This window comes from Commensalibacter sp. Nvir (genome assembly GCF_963921845.1).
Classification (GTDB): Bacteria; Pseudomonadota; Alphaproteobacteria; order Acetobacterales; family Acetobacteraceae; genus Commensalibacter.
Map to the genome: position 1 here is coordinate 1 of NZ_CAWUGZ010000104.1, position 19,685 is coordinate 19,685.

The window sequence follows — 19,685 nt, forward strand, 5'->3', positions numbered from 1 at the left end:
ATAAAAAGGTCAATCAAATTAGCCTTAAAGCAAGACGCCAACAACTTAATGAGCATCAAATTGAGCAAGTGGGTGCCAAGTTAAGAAACATGATGCCTTGGATTACCACCCATCGTTTGGTCGATAAAACAAAAAACTAAAGTTTTTTAAGATTTATCAAAAACCCTGTTTTAAAAATAAAAAAAGGGTTTTTGACGAACGGCAGGCTAAAAATATTGGCGAAGCCTGCCGCTACCAAACGATGATTTGGTTGAGTTTCTTTTTTAAATTTTCTGTTTTCGCAACAAGGGTTTGGATCTTGGGATTATGTTTTTCATTTTGAAAACGTTTTTCAATTTCTTTGATTAAATCCATTGCAACAAATCCTCGGTTGTCATTGAATAGCATGTGCGCGTGATTGTATAAGCCTTGGGCAACAAGCTCTTTTATATTCTCTTCCTGATCATCCCCATAAAATTTTAACAACAAATCATACGTTTGGCCTGCCTCAACGGGTTTTCCCATTGAGATCAGTAAAGCAGCTTTTTTTAATATAGCCAGCGCACCATCATAACGGGTCTCTACATTATGGTAATGATGGGCAAGGGCAATTAAACTGGTATAAGTATTTAAGGCTTGTTCATTTTGGTTTAATTTTATTTGCAAAGCAGCGTATTCTAAATAAATCGCACTGATTTTGCTAAACAGATGTTCCTCTTTTTCTTCTTTTGATTGTTCTAACGCATCATTCAATAAGGTTAAGGCGGCTTGATCTTGACCTTCGTGTTGCAAAATTTGTGCTTTTTCAAAATAGGCTGTTAAAACAACGTTCATTAATTCGTTCTGTTTATTTTTATAAGGATAGTGGGTAAGAATTGACGTATAGGTGTCTAAGGCCTGCTGAATTTTCTGAGTATCCCTCAAGAGTTGTGCTTTTCCCAACAGTGCCTTTGCAACTATAAGTTGCAATTTATCGTTTGTTGAATCAGAAAAACGATGAATGATATCTTCGTAATATTTTAATGCTTCGGTATAGTTTTTTTTGGTAAATAAAATTTGTGCTTTCCCTAACCACGCTGTGGCTTCATAGATTGAGTCTTCGTTATCCGTGGAGGGATGTAGCATAGATAGTAATTGATCATAAGTATCTAAGGCGTGTTGCTGTGGGTTAATTCCAAATAATTTCTGGTCTTCAGGCGGGATTTTCTTTACCCGATGCAATATTTCAGCACGATGAAGAAGGTTTAACATAAAAAAACGTTTTATGGTGGGGGAAGGATCGTTTGCAAATAATTGTATAAATATCGTGCTATTGTATAAAGCCAAGGACCATTCTTTATTTTTTAAACGATTAGACAGGCGTTGCATAATGGCCTTAGCTGTAATGAGCCTTATGTCTTGATCTTTATCTTGCATAAAAGTAGATATAATTGAAGAAGCGACATTTAATGAAATGTCTTCTTTACCAATATGATTGAGTACAAGCGTTTCATTATACATAGCTTCCGCCACGAACCGTCGAATGCTGGGTCGTTTATCTTTGCCAAATTTCGAAACCAAATGTGAAAGCACAATCATAGCGGGTTCGAATTGACCTTGTTGGGCCAAAAGTTGACCCTCTTTGAGAAGCGATTGACACACATAATATTGCATCTGTAAATCGTTACTATCGATGAATTGATTATTTAAATGTTCTAACGATAACACTGCACCTTGAAGGTCCCCAATTTGGATCTGTAAATCCGCTTTTTTAAGAAGGGATTGCGCTACAAGATTTTTAATCTTCGAATTGTAGGTTGTATCAAAATTCTCAATAATGTAGCTAAAATCCCCCATTGCTTGGTATTTTTTATCGTGTAAGAGATACTGATTTCCGGACTCAAAAGCGTATTGCACTTTTTTTTCCATTTGCGTTTGGGTATGTTCATAGTAGCCTAAACCCATAACAACAGCGGCCAAAGCAATCGTAAGTCCTAACGTTGTTTTTTTCATAATCCATTACCCAAGCAATGTGTTGTAAAGCTATATTTTAAATGAAGCGTTGTGAATCCTGTTTATTTATCCATAGGAGTTGCAGTCACAAATTGTAGTTTAGAAACGAATTTATAAAAAAACAACCTGTCTAATATTAACGTTTAAGATGTTGATAGGAATAACCCATTTAAATCTCCCCTCTTTTCATAGAAAATGATTTAATAGAGGTTTGATAGAGCGAGTGGCATCTACAAACAAGCAATGATTCAAGGATTGATTTATGAAAAAAAGAATATTGGGTAAAACCGGATTTCAAATCGTTCCCCTCGTTTTAGGGGGCAATGTATTTGGATGGACTTTAAACGAAAATAGCAGTTTCACTCTATTGGATGCGATGGTGGATTATGGGCTTAATGCCATTGATACAGCGGATGTTTATTCACGTTGGGTACACGGGAATAAAGGTGGCGAATCTGAAACCATTATTGGTCAATGGATAAAAAAAAATCCAGGTAAACGTAAGAAAATCCTAATCTTTACAAAGGTCGGTTTGGATATGGGTGAGGGGGGCAAGGGTCTTTCTAAACAATGGATCATTCAAGAGGTTGAGCAATCTTTGAAACGTTTACAAACTGATGTGATTGATCTTTACCAATCTCATTTTCCTGATCCAGCAACCCCATATGAAGAGACTTTATCTGCCTATGATCAATTATTAAAACAAGGCAAAATTAGAGCTATTGGAGCCTCAAATTTAGATGCTGAACAATTATCTGAATCCCTCAAAGTGGCCAAAGAACATCAACTTCCATCTTATCAAACCTTACAACCAGAATATAATTTGTATGATCGCAATCAATTTGGACAATCTTTGAAAGATTTAGTTCTTAAAGAGAATATAGGGGTTATCAGTTATTATAGCCTAGCGTCTGGTTTTTTAAGCGGCAAATATAGATCTAAAGAGGATTTGTCTGTCAGTCCACGCGGTGAAAAAGTCGCTGATTATCTGAATGCAAAAGGAATGCGTATTTTGGAAATTTTAGATGTGCTTGCCAAACATCATAGTGTGCCACCATCCGAAATAGCCTTGGCATGGTTAATGGCTCAAAAAGAAATCACGGCTCCTATTGTCAGCGCCACTTCGTTACCACAACTCGAACATATAGTACACGCCTTGCATGTCACATTATCCTCAGAAGAATTATCTCAATTGGATCAAGTTAGCAAAGTATAAATAAGGACGTTCTAAGCTTATGAAACGGTTCGAAGTTATGGCGAATACGATAGATAAGGAAAAATTAATCTATAAGGCTGCCAAATTATGCTTCAAAATTTTTTCTTGGCCAATATTATAATCATACCAATAATACAGGATGTTCCGAGCCAATCCATAAAATTGAATGAGACATTTAATATAATTACTGAGAAGATGGCTGCAGCAAGGGGTTCAACGGTGGCTAATACACTTCCTTTAGTACTTCCTATCAATTTTACTCCTAAAAGGTAAAAGATAAAACCACCCATTCCTCCGACAAGAACAATGAATAATAGACTTAATATAGTTAAAAAATCGATTTTTCCTGTAAAAACCCAAAAAGGATGAAAAAGGCTTAACGTAATACCGCCTATAAGCATTCCCCATCCTGCAATCAGGGAAGTGTTGTATTTTTTTAATAATGGGATTGGATACAAGGTGTAAATAACTGAAGCAAAAATACAAATAGAACTACAAATAATTGCTTTTGCAGGTAAAATGATTTTATCAAATGATCCGTGAGTGACAATTAAAAATGCGCCTGAGAACGCCAGTATCAGAGAAAAAATAAGGGGAAATGAAGGACTTTTTCTTAGATAAATACAAAGAATAACGGCAATCAACGCAGGATAAAGATATTGTAAAATAGTAGCAGTAGCGGCATTTGAGTATAAAATGGTCAAATAAAAACTAAGCTGCGAAGCCATCATCCCAAAAATACCAAATATAAAAAGTTGTAATATATCTTGTTTATTATGCCAAGGAGAAAATATAGTTTTTCTCTGTGTCAGATAACAAAATAGCAACAAAATAATACCTGGTACCCATAATCGTATGGCGATAAGCCAAGCAGTGTTAATCTCTCTATTTTGCAGGAGAAACTGTGCAAAAACACCCCCCAATCCCCAAACGAATCCCGCTAATATAATATAAATTATACCAGCAGCTTCGCTGTTAAATTTTATATGCGTCCTACATTGAAGCAGTTTATTGAAGCCTGATGTGGGTTTCATAAAGAAAGCTCGATTATTTAACGAAGAAATGAGAATTAAAAGCAGGAATAGATAGAATTGACAATAAAAAAATGACTTTTTATAAAACAATTTTAATTTTTGCTTGAGCTTACCAACAATAGTGATTATATAAACACACTACGTTTACGGGTTGGGCTAAAGACTAGGGCATGCCCTTCTAGTGACGTTCCCTATGTGTGGGGTCATAGCTTTGTATTCTAAGGAGAGAAAAAATGCCCAAGATGAAGACCAAATCATCGGTCAAAAAACGTTTTAAAATTACAGCCAAAGGCAAAGTGCTTGCCGGTCCTGGGAACAAACGTCATGGACTGATTAATCGTACTCAAAAGGCCAAACGAACCAATCGTGGTAGTCAAGTTCTCGAACCACAAGATGGTCGTACCGTCAAACAATGGGCCCCCTACGGTCTGCCACGTTAAGGAGTATAATTAAGCCATGGCAAGAGTAAAAAGAGGCGTTACCACGCACGCCCGTCACAAAAAAGTTTTAAGTCAATCCAAAGGATTTCGTGGTCGCTCATCCACCAACTATCGTATTGCGTTAGAGCGTCTTGAAAAATCGCTACAATATGCGTATCGTGATCGTCGCGTTAAAAAACGTGATTTTAGATCGCTTTGGATTCAGCGTATCAATGCTGCTGTTCGTGAACACGGTTTAACCTATAGTCGTTTTATTAATGGTTTAAACAAAGCTGGTATCGAATTGGATCGTAAAGTATTAGCCGCGATTGCTTACGATGATGCAGCGACTTTTACAGAAATTGTTAATAAGGTTCAGGCGGCTCTCGCTTAAATCAAATTATGATTTGTCTATTCGTTATGTAGAATAGGAAAGAGGGTTGTCTTTAGACAACCCTTTTTGTTTATTGAGGGTTAAATGGATAAAGAATTAGAGCAGATAAAGCAAAAAACACTCCAAGATTTGGATCAAGCACAAGATTTAAAGTCTTGGGATGCCATTCGAGTGGCGACCTTGGGAAAATCAGCATTCCTTACGCAAAAACTTAAAGAATTAGGAACGTTTCCCGCAGAACTTCGTAAAGAAAGAGGCGCTTTATTAAATCGCCTTCGGAATGAGCTTGTTCAGGCAATCGATACCCGCAAAGCGGTCCTCGAAGAAATTGAGTTAAACGAAAAATTAAGTGCTGAGGCCCTGGATATTACGCTTCCTGTGCCAGTCTATACGGGTGTTACCCATCCTTTACGACGTACAATAGAAGAAATTATCGCTATCTTTGGTGCAATGAATTTTAAAGTCGTCGATGGCCCTAATAGGGATACCGATTGGTTTAATTTTTCTGCTTTGAATATTGATGAGCACCATCCTGCTCGTGCAGATCACGATACATTTTATTTGCCGACACGAACTTCAGAGGGCCATCAGCATCTGCTTCGCACGCAAACGTCAACCGTGCAGATACGTATTTTGTTGGATCAAAAACCACCTATACGCATTATTGCCCCTGGACGAACGTATCGTGCTGATCATGATGCCACCCATTCTCCTATGTTTCATCAATGTGAGGGAATGGTGGTTGATAAACATATTACCTTGGGCCATCTAAAAGGGTGTTTGATTGATTTTTTACGAGCTTTTTTTGCTTTGCCAACGCTTCCGGTTCGTTTTCGCTCCTCGTATTTTCCATTTACAGAGCCGTCTATGGAGATTGATATTGGTTGGAACCGCAAGACAGGGGAATTGGGGGGAGGATCCGATTGGTTGGAGATATTGGGGGCTGGACTCATGCACTCCCGTGTTTTGGCAAATTGTGGTGTCAATCCTCAAGAGTGGCAAGCGTTTGCGTTTGGCGTCGGCATCGAAAGATTAACAATGTTAAAATATGGTATTTCGGATTTACGATCTTTTTATGAAAGCGATTTACGTTGGTTAAGGTATTACGGATTTCAATCGTTTCGTTCGGTTGCGTTGCATGAGGGAATATAACGATGAAATTTACGTTATCTTGGCTTAAAGATCATTTAGAGACTTCATCTGATTTGGAAACTATTTGCAAGACACTGAATTCAATCGGGCTTGAAGTCGAAAAAATTGAAGATCCTTCTAAAATTCTAGCTTCATTTCGTACAGCATCAATTATGTCTGCCGAAAAGCATCCTAATGCGGACAGATTACAGGTTTGTCATGTCAATGCTGGGGTAGGGTATGAAGATGTGCAAGTGGTTTGTGGCGCACCCAATGCAAGACAGGGTTTGATGACCGTTTTTGCCCCTGTTGGTACCTATATTCCTGGTAGTGATCTTACGCTTAAAGCAGGCAAAATAAGAGGTGAACTAAGCAATGGGATGCTCTGTTCGGCGCAAGAATTACAGTTAGGAGAAAATCATGATGGCATTATTGAATTGCCAGCGGATGCGCCTATTGGTAAAGCCTATATCGATTATTTTAATTTAAACGATCCCATTATTGAAATTGCGATCACACCTAATCGTGGTGATGCGTTATCCATTAGAAATATAGCCAGAGATTTAGCAACCGCTGGATTGGGACGATTAAAGCCTCTTTCGACGGTAAAAATTAATGGTCAATTTAAGTCTTTCATTCAATGGGACAATCAATTTTCAGAAGCTTGTCCTTGGATTTTGGGCAGAACGATCCGCCATGTCACCAATGGACCTAGTCCAGAATGGTTGCAAACACGATTGAAAGCCATTGGTATTCAGCCGAAATCCTTGTTGGTGGATATAACGAATTTTTTCACTTACGATTTGGGTCGACCTTTTCATGTTTTTGATGTGGATAAACTTTCTGGAGAGCAGTTAACGCTTTGCTCAGGAGATGGTGAGAATTTTCTTGCGTTAAATGGCAAAGAGTATCAAGTTACCCAAAACGATTGCATTATTGTCGATAAAAATGGTGTTCAATCGTTGGCGGGCTTGATTGGGGGGCAAGAATCTGCCGTTGAAGAAAGTACTACTTGTGTATTTCTAGAATGTGCATTGTTTAATCCCGTTACAATTGCTTTAAGTGGACGGTACCACTCCATCCATACGGATGCGCGTCAACGGTTTGAAAGGGGCATCGATAATGCGTTTCTTCCTCAAGCAATGGATTTGGCTACACAAATGATTTTAGATTACGGTGGAGGGGAAGCCAGTGAAGTCACCGTGGCAGGACATGAACCAAATTGGCGTAGGAAAGCCACCCTGCGTTACGCTCGTTTAGAGAGTTTTGGCGGATTGGCAGTACCTGTTCCAAGGGTTCAGCAAATCTTAACCGATCTTGGTTTCGAGATTGAATGCCAAAACGAACACTCTGTTACGGTTCAAGTGCCATCATGGCGTAACGATATAGTGATGCCATTAAAAATGGCTCAACATCCCAACCTTGAATCAGAGTATGCCAATTTATTAGCCGATACAGCCGCGCATCTGGAAGGTGAAGTTGATCTAATTGAAGAAGTGTTGAGAATAGTGGGACTTGACAACATCCCTGCTGTTTCGTTGCCTCTGCACCACTCCATACCATCTCCAGCCTTAAGCATAGAACAAAAGCGTTTTTTTGATGCTGCACGTTTATTAGCCTCTAGAGGGTTGGTTGAAACGGTAGGATTTTCTTTTGTCGATCATGAGGTGGCGGCTCGTCTGGGTGAGGCGCCAGAATCTTTACGCTTACTAAACCCTATTTCCAATGATATGGATCAGTTAAGACCAACCCCTTTGGCGTCGCTATTGCCAGCAGCGCAAAAAAACATTGCCCGTGGGTTAAGTGATGTCGCTTTGTTCGAAGTAGGGCCGGTTTTTACACAACATGGGGAAAAAACAATTGCCGCAGGGGTTCGTTATGGTTTCATGCCACGTTCCATAGAAGGTAAGGCCTTAGAGGTGACCATTTGGGATGCAAAAGCCGATGTATATTTTGTGTTGAATGGGTTAGGCATTTCTTGCGATTCATTGCAGATTTCTACAGAAACGCCTATATATTATCACCCAGGAAGATCAGGCCAACTCAGGTTAGGTCCTAAAACACTCTTGGCGTATTTTGGTGAACTTCATCCTTCTTTAGTGAAGCAATGTGCTTTTGATCAAGCGCTGATTATCTTTGAAATTATGATTGATGCTATTGGTGTTAAAAAGCCTTCTCGAAAAAAACCGTTATTTCTTTCAGCTTTTCAGCCCTTAAAAAGAGACTTTGCTTTCGTAGTAAAGGAAAAGGTTGAAATAGGTAGGATTATTAATACCGTCAAACAAATTGATCGACATTTTATAACGAATGTCGAATTATTTGATATTTACCGCGGGGATAAAATTCCAAAGGGTTGTAAATCGATTGCCATCCAAGTAACCATACAGCCTCAAACCAAAAGTTTGAAAGATGAGGAAATAGAAAAGATTTCGCAGACTATTATAAATAAAGTTGCTTTGACTACAGGCGGAGTATTGCGTTAATTTCTTTTTAAATTCTTTACGGTTTTTATATTTTTATGCATATCCCCAATTTCATTAAATGGAAAAGGGGATTTTTTAAAAACTATTTTGCATTTCAAATACAGAATAGTTAAATATTTCTACTTTTTCGATCCATACCTGCTGTTTTGGGAGGCAGCGTTAGGTTTTGTTTCCTTAAATGCGAGATATTTCTTATTTAGCGCACGAACAATTGGTGTTGGTAGAACGTCCATCATGGAAAATCGTGTTTGAGTTTAAAATAAAGTATAGAAATTTAAAGTAAAATTTTGGTTCATAGGAAGAATATTTTTGTAGTATGTGCTTGATTTTATTGTTTTTACTGGTTTCATTGTAAGTAAAAAGTGCAAAAAAACTTGGTTACTGTGTATTTTGGCATTAATAGTAAGTAGAAAGAAACTACAAGTCATTTTTTATTGATTAAACTTTTGCAAAAAAACGTGTCAAGTTCCCTATAACCAATGCTATTTGTCCTTGATTTGCGTGTGGCGAGGAAAGATGTTTTAATCCTAATTGTTTTGGGATGTAGTGATGGAAATCATGGAACAAGTTTTATGGTATTAATACAGGGCGCACGGTAGGGATTAAAAGGGCTAGGAATGGACTTTAATCTGTTTCGGTAATCTAGTATGGGTGGGTTGTTTCATTATTGGTCACCGGCATTAAATTTTCGTATCATGAAAAAGATTATAAGGGGGTGTGGTAATGTATTTGCAGTATGTAGGGGATTTGCTATCGTATTGAAGGCTTCTTTCTTTTTCATACCCTATACCAAAGGTTGGTCTTGTTTTTTGTAAGGTGTGACCTGAAAGGTCAGCTTTTTTAATATGGGATTATACCAAAAAGCATGTTATTTTTTTTTCATTAATTTTTTTACGTTGTGGACTCTTTGATTAGCTACAGTATTGTTAGTACCTGTATATAAGGTATAAGCGAGTTTATGCTTACGGATCACCATTCTTCTCATTATTGGAGGCAGTCTCATTAAGTTTTATCCTGTAAAAAAGGTTGAAGAAGTTTAGATTTTTAAGGTAAACCTTTTTTAAGCATGTGTGTATGTTTGCTTTTGTTGTTTGTTTGATTGGTGTTGTATGACAGATACCCCGCTGGACTTAATACGTAATTTCTCTATTATTGCCCATATTGACCATGGTAAGTCGACCTTAGCGGATAGGCTAATACAAGCTTGTGGTGCATTGACCCAACGTGAAATGCAGGCTCAAGTATTGGATAATATGGATATAGAGCGTGAGCGTGGTATTACCATCAAAGCCCAGACGGTAAGATTGCATTATACAGCGGAAGACGGAAAGTCCTATGTATTGAATTTAATGGACACACCCGGCCATGTTGACTTTGCTTATGAGGTCAGTCGATCCCTAGCGGCGTGTGAGGGGTCCCTGTTGGTGGTGGATGCGTCCCAAGGGGTAGAAGCGCAGACGTTAGCCAATGTTTATCAAGCCATGGATGCCAATCACGAAATTGTGCCGATATTAAATAAAGTTGATTTACCCGCTGCCGACGTTGAACAAACAAAACAACAAATTGAAGATATTATTGGGTTACCAGCGGAAGATGCAATTGGCGTTTCTGCAAAAACAGGATTGAATATTAAAGCCGTTTTAGAGGCGTTGGTCACGCGCCTACCCTGTCCAAAAGGGGATGTTGAAGCCCCTTTGCAAGCTTTATTGGTGGACAGTTGGTATGACAGTTATCTTGGTGTTATCATACTGGTTCGCGTGAAAGAGGGGCGCATTAAAAAAGGTATGCGCATTCGGATGATGTTTAATGGAAGTGTGTATCATGTTGAACAAGTTGGCATCTTTACCCCTCGTATGCAAGAAGTCGAAAGCCTTGGCGCAGGTGAAATTGGCTTTATCAACGCGGCGATTAAAACCGTAGCCGATTGCCATGTCGGGGATACCGTGACTGATGATCGGCGACCGGCTTCTACAGCGTTGGCAGGGTTTAAGCCCTCTACTCCCGTCGTCTGGTGTGGGCTTTATCCCATGGATGCGGATGATTTTGAAAAGCTTCGTGAAAGTTTGGGTAAACTTCAATTGAATGATGCCTCGTTTCACTATGAGCCTGAGACCTCTGCTGCTTTAGGCTTTGGATTTCGCTGTGGGTTTTTAGGCTTGCTTCATCTTGAAATTATACAAGAACGGTTAAGCCGAGAATTTGATCTTAATTTAATAGCGACGGCACCTTCGGTGGTGTATCATATATTCAAAAGCGATGGTTCGGTTGATGATTTGCACAACCCTGCAGATATGCCCGACCCTTCCCTTATTCAAAAAATCGAAGAGCCTTGGATTAAAGCGTCCATTATGGTTCCTGATGAGTATTTAGGGGCTGTTTTGGGATTGTGTACCGAACGTAGAGGACAACAGGTTGATTTAACGTATGTGGGTTCGCGAGCAATGGTTGTTTACCGTATTCCCTTAAACGAAGTGGTGTTTGATTTTTATGATCGTTTAAAATCTGCAACGCGCGGGTATGCTAGTTTTGAATATCAAATGGATGGCTATGAAGAAAGCGATTTGGTCAGGATTAATATATTAGTTAATCAAGAACCTGTGGATGCCTTATCGTTCGTTGCGCACCGTTCGGTAGCGGAAACACGGGGGAGAGCTATTTGCGCCAAATTAAAAGATCTTATTCCGAGACAATTATTTAAAATTGCTGTGCAGGCGGCTATTGGCGGGAGGGTTATTGCTCGGGAAACCATCGGTGCCTTATCCAAAGATGTAACCGCTAAATGTTATGGGGGCGATATTTCTAGAAAGCGCAAATTATTAGAAAAGCAAAAAGAGGGTAAAAAGCGTATGCGACAGTTTGGTAAAGTGGAAATCCCACAATCTGCTTTTTTAGCGGCATTAAAAATTGATCGCTAAGCAGATTAAAATGAAGAACGATGACTGTCGCTTGACTTTTTAAAACTTAATTCAAAGCATAGACAGAAACCCGTCTCCACAAGATATAGAATAATAATTTTAACGAAGCATGGTAGATGATAAAAGAGTATTTAACTATAAAACGACATTAAAACCATTTGAAACGCTTTTTTTTCTTGCCTAGCCCAAAAAAATAAGTATGTTACAACCATCGAGATTAGGTTATCCCAATGGAGAGATGGCCGAGCGGTTTAAGGCGCACGCTTGGAAAGCGTGTGTGCGTTAATAGCGTACCATGGGTTCGAATCCCATTCTCTCCGCCATGAACCTTTTTGTTTTTACGAATGCACGTATGAGGAAGTATATGGGCTTGGGACGATTTCTAGAAAAAAGAAATTACATAGAATCGTGTGCCATTCTCTGCGAAAAAAGTATTGGATTAACCCAAGATTTATATGCCAGGGTGAGTTTGCTTAGCGTTTCCCGTAATCGCTGGGAACCCACCCAAGCACAGCATGAGGCGTATGAGAAGCTGTTTGTGATTTGGAATGGGGTGAGGAAATATCACATAGATATTTTAAATAAAATCATATTCGGAAATATGAATGCTTTTGCTCTATCTAAAGTTTTAAAAATGCATCGCGATTTTATAAGTGGTCAAATTATCTCTTCTTTTATTCTTTTAGAGCAAACTTTTGAGAAGATTGATTAAAAAAACACTGGAACATTGCCGCAAAATTTGCTGTTATTTTGTCATAATAAAAGAACAGTGTTTAGTGTATTACTTCTACAAAGGAAGACTAAATCAAATTGAAGACCAATTCACAAAAAACGCACCCAACATAGGGTGCGTTTTTTACAAAATCTGATAAGTATTTGTTACAAAATTAATTTTTTTCTATCTCTAATCTATTTGCCCACGTTATGCCGTTATTGTCTTCATAACCACATAAATGAACTGGGATATGGCTTAAGAAAGCAGTAATTTCTAAAGATAAAATATTACTATTAGAAGATGAAGCAAGCCCATTATAAAAAGTGTATGTTTGGTTTTTAATTGAAAAGCTAGCTTGCTGTTGATCGGCTAAAAATCCTACTCTATTGATATATGCATTATCAAACTCAAGTGGTATATAACCGCTGCTTACTGATGGGCATGTCAATGCTGTTGCATAACTTGCAGTATTAAATGAAGCAAAAGAAAGTAAAAGTCCTGTTAATGCAAGTACATATTTCGCTTTAAACATGTTAAACTCCTAATTAAATTGGTCAGAAAATAGTACTTGTAAATAATTGTAGTGGGTAATCGTAATAACTCTAGAGTTGGCTATTGAGGAAGCGACCTATTTTGCGCAAGAGCTGCGACCATTGCCGGTACACACCATGCTCCAGTTGTACTATTCGGTTCAAATGCAGCGCTAATATCCGTTCCTTCGAGCAGTAAAACTGGTTGGCTACGCAAAGGAATATTATGACTTAGTTCGAAAGGATTCTCATTCGTTCTGGTATCAGCATCTACATAATTTGGGTTTGTTCTCACACCTACATTTTCTATTTGATCAGTACCGGGATCGCGGTAAAAGATTTCAGCTCTTTCAATCAATGAAGGTGGAACGCCACCATAAGAAACATATGCATTTTCCTGATCCATACGTTCAATGAGCTCGGGTGATAACGTTACGTGCTGAAACTCTGCCAAGTCGCGCATACTAAGAGAAACGGAATAGAAATTATCGGTGGGCCTGATATCGTAGAGGTAATAATATTGTCCAGGTTGAATTATATCACGGATTAAATTAATGGGCAGGGTTATAGTTGATGCCGTTGAAACAAAAGCTGAATTTCTAACAATTGAGTCGTAACGACTACTGGACCATCCCGTAACGTGATATTCAAGATTCATATTATTTCCAGGTGGTTGCAAACCCTTTTGAAAAACTATATCTGGTGTTAAAGTATCCGCTCGATAGACTTGTCTATAAGAAATCGCATAAGCTGAACTTGATATAAAAGAAAAAGCTAGTAAAATGGTTAATATAAATTTCATAATTAATTACCTAAATAATGGGGTGGTAATCTATCCTCCAATTGTTATTATACCGCATTATTAATACTTAATAAACATTAGTGATTATTAATGAATAATTAACAATTATTATGATTTTATATTATTTATTGAGTTATTATTACTTATATGAACTAAAGCGAATCGACAGAATCGTTCACTTTTACTAAACATTGGTCTAGATCACACATTGCTCGGCAGACCTAAAGAGGGTTTAATTTAAATTTAGATGGATATGAGGATTAGTGTCTACTATGTTTCGTTAATGAACGTTAATAAGCAAAGTAGGATTTCATTGGGGTTATTTATTGTAATCCAGACACGGTATTAAAAGCTGCATTAAACCCCATCCTTCGTAGACGCCATCAACCAGCCGTCACGGATATAGATTAACTTCAAGAAGTCATACGAAGGGTTGGGTTACAGCTGGTTTATCCTATAACTAAGCTTGTATTACGGCTCTTAGCGTTATCGGTGGCATGGCTTGGACAGAGATTGATTGGCAAGCAAAAACCTGGACAGTCCCTGCTAGTCGCATGAAAATGAAACGGGCACCCAAGGTGTTTTTACCATCACAAGCAATAGAAGTTTTAGAAGTGGCTTAACAATTTACAGGAAAAGATCCATTAGTTTTTCCTAATTCTTGCTCCGATTTGCTTCCAATGAGTGAAAACGTGATGGGTTATTTTATGAACCGAGAAGGGTTTAAAGGTATCCATGTTCCTCATGGCTTTCGTGCCTTGTTTCCCAATATAATAAACGTCCACATGATCGCAAGTTTTAATTATTTATTGACCTTTAAATGTATTTAAGCGTTTTATAATCGCGTAGAGAACTCAATAGAAAAAGAGTATATTCAAGCTTAGGATAATTGGGTATTTATTGATTAATTGTTTTTTTAAGTAACGTTCAAAACGAAAGCGAAAAAGATTGAATGGCAATCGTTTTTGTTTCTTAATAGAATTTATTAATATAATGAATTTTTCGTAGGGCTAATTCATTCTCAATATTAAATTCATTAAACAGCATCTAAGATAAGTTTTTTTATTTAATCCTTCGATAATTTAAAATCTTCCAAATTGTAAAACTTTTTTATAAATTATAAAAATTACGAATTTTTTTATTGAAACCATTGGTGTTATTTTACGTTATGTTATTCGTACCGGAGAATAATAATATGCTTTCCCCTCGAAAATCAAACAAGGTTTTTTTACGTAGAAGTGTTTTGCAATCTACTTTTGCTATGGGAACTACTATGGCAATGGTATGTTCAGCGCGTGCTAATCCTACAGGAGAACACAATATGTCTTTTACTCAAAAATGGGATAAAGTTTTCCCGCAAAGCAATAACGTCGACCATAAAAAAGTTACGTTTAAAAACCGATACGGTATCTCTTTAGTTGGCGATCTCTATCTGCCAAAAAATTTAAGCCAACAGAAACGCCTTTCTGCACTGGTTATAAGTGGGCCTTTTGGTGCGGTTAAAGAGCAATCTTCTGGACTTTATGCACAAACTTTAGCGGAACGTGGCTTTGCTACCTTAGCTTTTGATCCCTCTTGTACGGGAGAAAGTGGAGGAGAGCCGCGTAATGTGGCTTCTCCGGACATTAATACCGAGGATTTCATGGCGGGTGTCGATTATATGGGCTTACAATTTTTTGTAGATCGTAATCGTATCGGTATAATTGGAATATGTGGTTGGGGAGGGATGGCATTAAATGCTGCAGCAGTCGATAAACGAGTAAAAGCGGTCCTTGCGGTTACAATGTACGATATGAGCCGTTTGATGTCAAAAGGCTATAACGATGGTGTAACGCTGGCAGAGAGAACAAAAACCTTAGAACAATTAAGCCAACAACGATGGCAAGATGCCGAAAATGGCAAGCCCGCTTATCAACCCCCTTATAATGAATTAAAAGGAGGGGAAGCACAGTTTTTAGTCGATTATCATAATTATTATATGACCCCGCGTGGCTATCATCCGCGTGCAGTCAATTCAGGAAATGCTTGGACCATTACGACGCCATTGTCTTTTATGAATATGCCAATCTTAACCTATATTGCGGAAATATCTCCACGGCCAATTTTATTTATTCATGGGGGAAAAGCCCATTCCCTTTATTTTAGTAAAACAGCCTATGCAAATGCTTTAGAGCCAAAGGAATTAATGATACTTCCTGATGTTAATCATACAGATTTATACGATAATATGAAAATCATTCCCTTTGATAAAATAGCCCATTTTTTTAATGAGAATTTAACGGTTTAAAATAAAAAATAATAATACTGCAATAAAAGGATTAAGATTTAATTTTGTTAGTCATTGACTTAAATTCTACAAAGTAATTTTTTGTCTATACACTTTTTAAGTTTTGGTTAAAAAATAAGCTCATCATGAATAGAATGAGCTTACAGCGAACTGCTTAAAATAAATATTAAAAATCTTTGAAAAAATTGGACCAGAAGTTTGGGGCAATTTAGTGTAATTTGAAAAAAATTGTTAGCCTACTTCTCTTCTATATCGTTGTTGAAATGCTAAACTACATTAATTTTTTCATAGTTCTAATTTAGTTTGAGCACTATGGATAAGACCATTTAACCATTCTTGATGTCCATTAATCATAGGGTTGGGGAGTGTTCTGGCAAGTTCTAGTGCAGGCTTGCCCTTTTGACTTTCTTGGGTTAATACACGTACGCGACTGTGATCTAGATCTTCAATTAACCATGCATGAATCACATCCAAACGTTTGTCCGTTCCATGTTCCCCTGTCCATCCATGCCATGAAATGCGCGCTGCTTTTCCAAACTGGGGTTCTTTATATTCAATTATTTTTGCTTCAATCAAAAATCCGAAAGTTTTAAAGGAAAATCTGGCGTTATTATAAAGTTTTGATCCTTTATAATTATCATAAAACTGAATATCGCTCACGTTGCTGTAATAATGTTCCCAATATTTAGTATCGTTAATGTATTTCCAGATATCTGCAGAAGTTAAATCAGAAATAATGACTTCATTTGAGCAAAAATTATCTGTTAAACCAGGAAGATAATCTTCTGGCCAGTTAATAGAATTTTGCATTATATTATCCTCAATTAATAGTAAACAATAATGTATGTATCGTTTGTCAATTGAGTATACAATTAAATGTTTTTTCTACACACTTATAGTTTAACGTTCTAATTCTGTGGATTAGTACTTTTATTGCACTACGGAAGTTGAAAAAGAGATTTATTCAAAAATGATAAATTTACAATTTTTCGTTTTTTTAATTAGAGAGATATTATTTATTAAACCTTTCATTGGGATTACTATTGACTAACCTGAGGAGCAGATAAACCTAAGAATAATTTATAGATGATCGTATAGTCTGTAGATTGATAAACGGTTTATTAATTTTTCAATACAAAAATGCTTTAAAACGGTTGATATTCATAAACGTTTTTGCGCTTTAATATTAAATGGCGTGAGAAAATTTTTATAATTTTGGTAGACTTCGTTTTGGATTAACTCCATTTATTTTTAGAGTTTTGATTATTTGTTAGGTATTTATTTATATTATGGGACATTGCCCTATTTATTAAATCAATTCAAAGATGTTTATAATATTACTCAAAATGAAAGTAATATCGTTGGTAATTGGTAAAGAAATTGTTGCTGTATGAAAGGTATAAGTGTTGGGATAAGGATAGGGTATAAAAATTTGTTTAACGTTTGATCAATCTAGACATGTATATATTTTAAATGAATTGATTGAATTTGCGATAAAGCGTGACTTTAATTAAAAATTTTATTGGATTAATAGTTTAAAAGGGGATGCTGCATCGAGAAATTGAGTTCTTTATTGAACATAGTTTAAAGATCTTTGTTAAACTAAGCTTAAAATAAGGATTTAAGGTTGGAGTGTACTCAATAGATTTGATGTTTAGCATTCAGTTTTTATCAAGTTAGGCAAGGGAAAGCATCCCCTTGATTTAAGAAGGGGATGTTTTTTATTAGCAGTGAATGCATTACGCATAACGTTTGTTTTGTTTTTCGGACGCTATATAGGAATGCCTACTGTTGACCTGAATAAGTAAGAGCGGAGTATTAGTAATAGTAAAACTGTCCAGGGATAGTAAAGCGTTTCCATCCGTCCAGCGGTGGGTATTGCCCTCTATGGCGTGCCATCCAGGCAGATTTTTGTTTTCGAGATGGTTGCTGATTTCAACGGTTTTGTTTGGTTGTTGCAATAAGATTTTTCCAATCAATAAACCCAAACACCGTCGGTCGTCTACAAAAGGTCCAATGGTATCAAAAGGACGACTGGCTCGTGACACGAGGCGAACGCTGGTGGTATGAGCAGGCAAAGCAAATGCATAGAGTTGATTTTTGACTGAAGTGGGATACAACACAGTGCCCGTATCGGTGATCAGATGAAAATCATTTTCTTGAGTGATTTCATAAGGCGTGTATGTTTTCTTATTTTCTAAGAGGTTTTGCGTTCGAGCGAGGATAGAAAAGAAAATAGGCTCGACAAACTCTTTTGTGGTATCCAAGGGTGCGGCGGCGTCATGTTCCCAGGTTAGGTGACGGTTGTGGATTGAGACAGGAACCGCCGTGTTTTTTTGATCGAACCCCACTCGATTACCGGTATCGAGATAACTTTCGGTTAGCATGCCATCGGCTTTGATGACGGAATGGTTTTGGGTTTTGATGTGATAGTAGGTATATGCCGTGATGGAATAGTCATAGAAAATGGAAGTATTGTTAACCAACATGCGAGCGGGAACAAACTTTCCATTAAAGAACAAGCAATGTTCGGCGGTAATCCACATGTTTTTTGAGGGGAGGTTGTCGGCAATGGCATCTTTTAGAATGCAAATGGGATAGCCTGCTTGATCATCGGGATAGTCGGGTCGCACCGTAACCTCTTTAGATCCTACCCAAATGATGGGTTGAACTTCTTCGTTTCCGTTAATATAGCTAATGACCGTGTCGTGGGGTTTAAGGGTTTCGACGGGAACGGTTCCAGTGGGGGTGTGGATCATGGAGCCCGCAAGGAAACATGCCCCAATAAAATTATCACCATTGGAATAACTTATGGATAAGGGATTGGCGGTGGAACCGTCAAGGCTATAGTCTCCGTTGGGCAGATCAACCCCATAGGCGAGACCAAGAGTAAAATTACTGATAACTTTTCCAGAACTATCGTAAAGGGTTACGGTTTTTGAACTGCCAGAGTCTGCTATGGTGTATTTGCTGATCGCATCATTGTTATTGAGCTCAATAACATTTATTGTAGGATCATAATTGGAGAAAGTAACCCCGGATAAATTAACCGAGGAATTATCACAATTGGCAATAAAGCTTCCCCCTCCTGCATAAAAAGTAACCGTGGTGTTGGTTAACACGTTTAAAATAGAGGGGTTAATGGTAAGGGAACCGCCATAGTCGATTCTAAATCTATTATCGCTGGCAGCGCTTAAGACCCCTCTGCTGGTTAGGGTAAGGTTGCCTCCCTCGATATTTAAGTACAAAGTATTTATAGAGGTGGCGAGAATATTAAGCGTTGCGGTACCGCCAATATAAAAACTAGTATCAGTTAGTGATGAAATGTTAGCCGCGACCGTTATAAGCCCATTCGTAACGGTAGGGGCGACTATGTAAACACTCCTTGATGCAAGTGATGTAATGGTAATAGAAGATGTGCTTGTTGGTGTAATAATATTGCTATTATTTACATTTCCAATAAACAAAGATGTTCCATCAGGGCCTTTTATGGTAACTTTGGAAGTACTTTGAAAAAAATTTTTAGTAATATCATAGGTTACACCCGAAGGCGTTACGTAAGTTGTCATAATGTCTTGACCTTTAAAATGCGCTTAAAATGAATATTTAAAATTTCAATAAACTTGTTAAGAATAATTAAGCAATCTCAAGGGCGGTATGTATAAAATTTATAGTATTTCAGTTTTTGAGAAAAAATGAAATTAAGTTATGTATGCATCATTTATACAGTATTGAAGGTTTTTAATAAATTTTTTTTATAGATAATGATGTTATGATAGCATTTATTT

At 37.5% G+C, this 19,685-nt stretch carries 15 protein-coding genes and 1 tRNA gene; 10 read left to right on the top strand and 6 right to left on the bottom strand.

The annotated features are described in order from the left end of the window. Window positions 1–231: 231 nt before the first annotated feature. Complete coding sequence (locus AABE15_RS06555; protein WP_338330486.1) at window positions 232–1,971, bottom strand: tetratricopeptide repeat protein; 1,740 nt, start codon at window positions 1,969–1,971, stop codon at window positions 232–234. Window positions 1,972–2,233: 262 nt separating this feature from the next. Between AABE15_RS06555 and AABE15_RS06560 the strand changes: the two genes are divergently transcribed. Further along, window positions 2,234–3,187, top strand: a complete 954-nt coding sequence (locus AABE15_RS06560; RefSeq protein WP_338330487.1) for an aldo/keto reductase — start codon at window positions 2,234–2,236, stop codon at window positions 3,185–3,187. Between the two features lie 92 nt (window positions 3,188–3,279). On the opposite strand, the gene AABE15_RS06565 is transcribed toward AABE15_RS06560, so the two are convergent. After that, window positions 3,280–4,221, bottom strand: coding sequence for an EamA family transporter (locus AABE15_RS06565; RefSeq protein WP_338330488.1), 942 nt, complete (start codon window positions 4,219–4,221; stop codon window positions 3,280–3,282). Window positions 4,222–4,454: 233 nt separating this feature from the next. Between AABE15_RS06565 and rpmI the strand changes: the two genes are divergently transcribed. From rpmI to AABE15_RS06600, 7 genes are all read left to right on the top strand, one after another. Further along, window positions 4,455–4,661 carry a 50S ribosomal protein L35 gene (gene rpmI / locus AABE15_RS06570; RefSeq protein ID WP_338330489.1) on the top strand — a complete coding sequence of 69 codons (207 nt, stop codon included), beginning with the start codon at window positions 4,455–4,457 and terminating at the stop codon, window positions 4,659–4,661. Window positions 4,662–4,677: 16 nt separating this feature from the next. Then, window positions 4,678–5,034, top strand: a complete 357-nt coding sequence (rplT, locus tag AABE15_RS06575; RefSeq protein WP_338330490.1) for a 50S ribosomal protein L20 — start codon at window positions 4,678–4,680, stop codon at window positions 5,032–5,034. An 84-nt stretch (window positions 5,035–5,118) separates the two neighbouring features. Then, window positions 5,119–6,186 carry a phenylalanine--tRNA ligase subunit alpha gene (gene pheS, locus AABE15_RS06580; RefSeq protein ID WP_338330491.1) on the top strand — a complete coding sequence of 356 codons (1,068 nt, stop codon included), beginning with the start codon at window positions 5,119–5,121 and terminating at the stop codon, window positions 6,184–6,186. Window positions 6,187–6,188: 2 nt separating this feature from the next. Beyond that, a complete protein-coding gene (pheT, locus tag AABE15_RS06585; RefSeq protein WP_338330492.1) occupies window positions 6,189–8,648 on the top strand; it encodes a phenylalanine--tRNA ligase subunit beta in 2,460 nt (819 codons plus the stop codon). A 1,109-nt stretch (window positions 8,649–9,757) separates the two neighbouring features. Continuing rightward, window positions 9,758–11,563 (top strand): translation elongation factor 4, encoded by a 1,806-nt coding sequence (gene lepA, locus AABE15_RS06590; protein WP_338330493.1) that lies wholly within the window; start codon window positions 9,758–9,760, stop codon window positions 11,561–11,563. A gap of 232 nt (window positions 11,564–11,795) precedes the next feature. Next, a tRNA-Ser gene (locus AABE15_RS06595) sits at window positions 11,796–11,886 on the top strand. Then, window positions 11,859–12,275, top strand: a complete 417-nt coding sequence (locus tag AABE15_RS06600) for a hypothetical protein (RefSeq protein ID WP_338330494.1) — start codon at window positions 11,859–11,861, stop codon at window positions 12,273–12,275. The genes AABE15_RS06595 and AABE15_RS06600 overlap by 28 nt, the downstream gene beginning before the upstream one ends. Window positions 12,276–12,450: 175 nt before the next feature. On the opposite strand, the gene AABE15_RS06605 is transcribed toward AABE15_RS06600, so the two are convergent. Both AABE15_RS06605 and AABE15_RS06610 read right to left on the bottom strand, forming a co-directional pair. Then, window positions 12,451–12,810, bottom strand: coding sequence for a hypothetical protein (locus AABE15_RS06605; RefSeq protein ID WP_338330495.1), 360 nt, complete (start codon window positions 12,808–12,810; stop codon window positions 12,451–12,453). Window positions 12,811–12,890: 80 nt separating this feature from the next. Continuing rightward, complete coding sequence (locus AABE15_RS06610) at window positions 12,891–13,610, bottom strand: enterotoxin A family protein (protein ID WP_338330496.1); 720 nt, start codon at window positions 13,608–13,610, stop codon at window positions 12,891–12,893. A 497-nt stretch (window positions 13,611–14,107) separates the two neighbouring features. Between AABE15_RS06610 and AABE15_RS06615 the strand changes: the two genes are divergently transcribed. After that, window positions 14,108–14,233 (top strand): hypothetical protein, encoded by a 126-nt coding sequence (locus AABE15_RS06615; RefSeq protein WP_338330497.1) that lies wholly within the window; start codon window positions 14,108–14,110, stop codon window positions 14,231–14,233. Window positions 14,234–14,778: 545 nt separating this feature from the next. Next, entirely contained in the window at window positions 14,779–15,897 is a 1,119-nt protein-coding gene (locus AABE15_RS06620; RefSeq protein ID WP_338330498.1) for an alpha/beta hydrolase, read from the top strand. Window positions 15,898–16,182: 285 nt separating this feature from the next. On the opposite strand, the gene AABE15_RS06625 is transcribed toward AABE15_RS06620, so the two are convergent. Both AABE15_RS06625 and AABE15_RS06630 read right to left on the bottom strand, forming a co-directional pair. Beyond that, window positions 16,183–16,707, bottom strand: a complete 525-nt coding sequence (locus AABE15_RS06625) for an SRPBCC domain-containing protein (protein ID WP_338330499.1) — start codon at window positions 16,705–16,707, stop codon at window positions 16,183–16,185. A gap of 929 nt (window positions 16,708–17,636) precedes the next feature. After that, complete coding sequence (locus AABE15_RS06630; RefSeq protein WP_338330500.1) at window positions 17,637–19,466, bottom strand: Hint domain-containing protein; 1,830 nt, start codon at window positions 19,464–19,466, stop codon at window positions 17,637–17,639. Between the last annotated feature and the right edge of the window lie 219 nt (window positions 19,467–19,685).

Coding starts and splice junctions, on each gene's coding strand:
- lepA (WP_338330493.1), top strand. CDS start 9,758: ATGACAGATACCCCGCTGGACTTAATACGTAATTTCTCTATTATTGCC.
- pheS (WP_338330491.1), top strand. CDS start 5,119: ATGGATAAAGAATTAGAGCAGATAAAGCAAAAAACACTCCAAGATTTG.
- rpmI (WP_338330489.1), top strand. CDS start 4,455: ATGCCCAAGATGAAGACCAAATCATCGGTCAAAAAACGTTTTAAAATT.
- AABE15_RS06555 (WP_338330486.1), bottom strand. CDS start 1,971: ATGAAAAAAACAACGTTAGGACTTACGATTGCTTTGGCCGCTGTTGTT.
- AABE15_RS06615 (WP_338330497.1), top strand. CDS start 14,108: ATGGCTTGGACAGAGATTGATTGGCAAGCAAAAACCTGGACAGTCCCT.
- AABE15_RS06600 (WP_338330494.1), top strand. CDS start 11,859: ATGGGTTCGAATCCCATTCTCTCCGCCATGAACCTTTTTGTTTTTACG.
- AABE15_RS06560 (WP_338330487.1), top strand. CDS start 2,234: ATGAAAAAAAGAATATTGGGTAAAACCGGATTTCAAATCGTTCCCCTC.
- rplT (WP_338330490.1), top strand. CDS start 4,678: ATGGCAAGAGTAAAAAGAGGCGTTACCACGCACGCCCGTCACAAAAAA.
- AABE15_RS06605 (WP_338330495.1), bottom strand. CDS start 12,810: ATGTTTAAAGCGAAATATGTACTTGCATTAACAGGACTTTTACTTTCT.
- AABE15_RS06565 (WP_338330488.1), bottom strand. CDS start 4,221: ATGAAACCCACATCAGGCTTCAATAAACTGCTTCAATGTAGGACGCAT.
- pheT (WP_338330492.1), top strand. CDS start 6,189: ATGAAATTTACGTTATCTTGGCTTAAAGATCATTTAGAGACTTCATCT.
- AABE15_RS06630 (WP_338330500.1), bottom strand. CDS start 19,466: ATGACAACTTACGTAACGCCTTCGGGTGTAACCTATGATATTACTAAA.
- AABE15_RS06620 (WP_338330498.1), top strand. CDS start 14,779: ATGTTATTCGTACCGGAGAATAATAATATGCTTTCCCCTCGAAAATCA.
- AABE15_RS06610 (WP_338330496.1), bottom strand. CDS start 13,610: ATGAAATTTATATTAACCATTTTACTAGCTTTTTCTTTTATATCAAGT.
- AABE15_RS06625 (WP_338330499.1), bottom strand. CDS start 16,707: ATGCAAAATTCTATTAACTGGCCAGAAGATTATCTTCCTGGTTTAACA.